Genomic DNA, 2,141 nt, shown 5'->3' with positions numbered 1-2,141 from the left:
GCATGCCCAACGGTGTTAGCGACAGCGCTGTCCCCCGTGACTTTTTTTACCTCCTGAGACAGATAAGGTGCCAGCCCGCCCGCCAGAGCCTGTCCCATATCACCACCGGTGAGCCCGGCAAGCGCTCCGCTGATAGCCGTTGCTGCGGTCCAGTACGGACTGCCGATGCCGTATTTCTGATCCACCGCCAGAAAAGCAGCATCTTCCATGCTTTTCCTCTGGCCTGCATCAGCCGCCTGATAAGCAGCATCTGATGCCAGTTTTTTCGCGGCATCGTCTTTCGCATTGACCGACAACTGGTTTAAAACATTGCTTGCCGTTTGTTGCATGACCTGCTCAGCCAGTTGTGTCAACTGCTGATCGGTCTGAATTTTGTCCTTATCAAAAATCTTGTCGATATGACCATTGGCATCGTCGGTATTTCGGCTAAGCGTACCCACATCCTGCGTTTGCTGGCTGGTATCACGTACTGTGATCGTTCCGTTACCTACAGCAGAGCGGGTCGTACCACTGGCATTACCGCTGCTAATCGCCATCGTCGGGATCGGCAGGATCATCTGATTTATCTGATCGGTCTTGCCCTCTTTATCATGGATAACCTTCCCGTTTTCATCCGTTTTAGCCGCCGTCGATCCGCTGGCAGAAATCCCCACACTGCTGGCCTTGTAATCTGCTTTATTCTGGATATCCGTCCAGCCCAGCGTCCCGGTGTTCAGACTGTTATTGGCCGCATTAGCGGTCGAGGCAATCACGGCGCCGTTTAGTTGCGTATGGTCGCCGACATAGATGTCATAACCCTGATGACCCGCAAACAGCCCGCTCTGGTCACCCACGCTGGCATATTCACTGCTCATTTTCGACTGATTCATGCTCAGGGAAGCTGAGCCATTCATGGTGCCAAAGGTAAAGCTGAAACCTCCGCTGACGCTCTTTTGCTTGCTGGCGTAGTCATCAATATCCTGCAGGCTGGTAATGGTCAGATTGCGCCCGACATCGGCGGTGATTTTGTCGCCCATCACCTGCGCACCGCTCAGCGTTGCGTCGTTGCCGCTGCTGAGGGTGACTGCATCCTGCCCGTTGATACGCGTATTGACATAATCTGTGGTATTGCCTTTTTCCGAGCCTTTCGCCATATAACCGCTGGCCTGCACACCGATGCCGGTTTCCTGACCGAATGAAATATGTGCACCGGCACTCCAGCCGCTGGCGCTGTTGCTGCCGGTTTGCTTGTTGTTATTGCTGGCAGCCTGAAGCAGTAAATCATTCTGCGCGGCCAGCGTGACCTTATTCCCCGTCACGCCACTGCCGGTGATACTGACATCCCCGGTCTGCCCGTTGGCACCGGTTGCGACAATCGCCACATTACGCCCGCCGCTGACGGTGCTGCCACTGACCTGGTTACTCACCTGCTCGGATGTGTTCTTGCTTTTACTGGCCCCGATATTGACCTGGAGAGTCACACTGGCACTGACATCCCCATTTTTTAACGCTGCGAGCTGACTGGCGACCTTGCCATCTTGTGCGGCAGCCCACCCGTCTTGGACGGCAGCCATTCCATACAACGCTTTTAACCGGTTATCACCGGAGTCACCCGACTGGCTTATATCTTTACCAATAATCAGCAGCGCATCCGTCACCGGGCTCGACAGCGACACCGTCAGGCCGCTTTGTTTCTGCTCGTAGATTTGTTTGCGGGTCAGCATGTCATTGCCGGGGTCAACCGTGACCGAGCCGCCGACGATGTTGACGTCATTTTTAGCGATCACATCCGAGCCACCGATATGCGCCTGTTCACCGGCAATCAGATTCACGTTGCCACCGGTGCTGCCGACGGCACTGCTGCTCTGGCTCTGGGTGGTGCCGTCCTGATTGATTTGCTGACGCGAGGATTTGCTGCCGAACGTCACGCCCAGTCCGCCGCCGCTGAACATGCCGCTGGTTTTGGTCTCACTCAGCCGGTAGCTGGACTGTTCCTCTGTGGCGGCGGTAATGCTGAGGTCTTTCCCCGCTTTCAGCGTCACATCCCCGTCACCGACCACGGACGAACCTTTCACCGTCAGGTCCTGCCCGGCGACAACGGAGACTTTATTGCCACTCAGCTGTGAGGCTTTCTCTGTGGTGGCATAGTCCTCTGCAACGGT

The 2,141-nt window shown here is 55.8% G+C and carries 1 protein-coding gene; it reads right to left on the bottom strand.

Features of this window, described 5'->3' with window-relative positions:
* Positions 1 to 2,141 (bottom strand): hemagglutinin repeat-containing protein (locus AC1DUO_RS24310; protein ID WP_477989156.1); only part of this gene is annotated, 2,141 nt, incomplete at both ends.

It is taken from the genome of Rahnella sp. P4_A8 (genome assembly GCF_056402435.1).
Note: the sequence above shows the minus strand (reverse complement) of the source record. Positions and strands in the feature narration are given on the sequence as shown.